The following is a 1670-nucleotide window of genomic DNA, read 5'->3' as shown; positions in this document are numbered from 1 at the left end:
CCACCCCATGCCCCTCCACCCCCTTTGCCATTAGGTTGACGCCGTCGGTGGCGTTACCAAATAGCCAGGAGGCATCGGGGGCTAGGGCTCGTGGCTATCGGCTATCGACGTTTAGCCTCCCCTCAGAGCTACGGCGGCGGAACAGGCCGCTCACCCACTCCAGCGCTCGGCTCAGGGGGCCCTTGTGCACGGTGCGTTGGGCCGAGATGGTGGCCTCCTCCGCGCCGATATCGTGGCCCAGGGCTTGCGAGAGGTAGTAGCGGTGGTCGGAGACCCACAGGTAAAGGTCGGCCTCGTTGCGGCCAGGGAAGTCCTCGAGCAGTTTCTGCTCGCGAATCTCCTGCACGGTGGGGGCGTAGAGCTTGTCGTACCAGTCGGCCACGGCCTCTTCCCAGCTCACGTGGCGCTTCTGGTTGAGGCCCATGAAGTACTGATGGGTGCGGATGTGCTCGAGCAGAACGTCGTAACGCCCAGCCTTGGTGAACAGGATTGGCTCGTGGTCGGGGCGAAGCCGGTCGAGCCTGGTCTGCTCGAGGAAGTGGGCGTATTCGCCCTTGAGGATCACGTCCTTGAGGGTGTCTTCGGGGCCCAGGTCCACCGGCACGTCCAGGGCGATCACGTAGGCATCGATGTAGTGCTGGCCCTGGGCCTTGGCCAAAGCGGTGCGGTGGTTGCCGTCCTTGACGAAGTAAGCCTCCCCCACCTGATAGACCTCGATGGGAGGGAACTCGGTGCCCTCGAGCTGGGCTTCACGCAGGCGGGTCCAACGCTCGATGGTGTGGGGCTCCTTGGGCAGGAAGTGCTCGTCAAAATCGCCGTAGCGGTCCACCGAGCCCACGATTTTGTCCACCTCGATGGTGCGCAGGCCCAGGTAATGCTCCCCCTTGGGGCGCAGGCGGCTGATCGCGTCGAAGGGTAAAAGGTCGTTGGGTTGACCCCGCAGGCGGTGCAGGAAATCGTGAAAAAATACGCGCCGAGCCAGAGCCTCAGCCTCGCTGCTGGCCCGTTGCTTGGCGAAATTGTTGGGGTTAACAATTTCCCGCTCCACACGACCAGTGTAGTCGGGCGCGTGAGGGAAGAATGTAAGGGATGGCCTTCGCGCTCTTAGCCGCCCTCACATCTTTGTTTGTATGACTATCCTATGGCTTCACCCCCTCCGCAGTGCAGATCACTTCACAAACTGCTGCTTTTGCTGGTCGTGGCGCTGGCCTCTGGAAGCCTTGCCCAGACCCTCTACATTCCCCTCGACAACCGCCCACCCAACTGGACCCCTTGCACCTGGGGCATGGTGCAATGCCCCCCGGCGGGGTTCTACAAGGGCCGCTCAGGGGTCGGCTTCCTCGACCTCTCCACCTGGCTGATCAACACCCCCGGCCAGCGCCTGGTAGTGAGTCTGGACGCGTTGGCCTACGGCGGGCTGGTGCAGAGCCGCGAAGCCCCTCTGCCCGCCCCCCAAGCCCTGGCGCGGCTGGCGGTGCTGCGGGCCTGGAAGGGCAAGTTTGGCGGCGAGGTGGTGGCTTTTGGGGTCATCCCCCGCCACCCCGACGCCAAATACCGCGAGCGCAACCTCGAGGTCCTGCGCTCATTGGAGGGCTGGGGCCTCGATTACCTCGAGGCCCCCTGGGACGACGCCCTGCCGGGTTCCCCCGCCGTGCAAGAAGCGGCCACCC

General features: G+C 64.5%; 2 protein-coding genes. One reads left to right on the top strand and one right to left on the bottom strand.

Annotated elements, in window-relative coordinates; genetic code table 11:
- Window positions 1-94: 94 nt before the first annotated feature.
- Window positions 95-1048 (bottom strand): DUF4032 domain-containing protein, encoded by a 954-nt coding sequence (locus tag Mrose_RS18265; RefSeq protein WP_119280641.1) that lies wholly within the window; start codon window positions 1046-1048, stop codon window positions 95-97.
- 150 nt (window positions 1049-1198) lie between these two features.
- Between Mrose_RS18265 and Mrose_RS18260 the strand changes: the two genes are divergently transcribed.
- Window positions 1199-1670 (top strand): DUF4127 family protein (locus tag Mrose_RS18260; RefSeq protein WP_245970025.1); only part of this gene is annotated, 472 nt, incomplete at its 3' end.

The organism is Calidithermus roseus (assembly GCF_003574095.1).
In the GTDB taxonomy this organism is placed as follows: Bacteria; Deinococcota; Deinococci; order Deinococcales; family Thermaceae; genus Calidithermus; species Calidithermus roseus.
The sequence above is the reverse complement of the archived record's forward strand: the minus strand, read 5'-3'. Positions and strand labels throughout refer to the sequence as shown.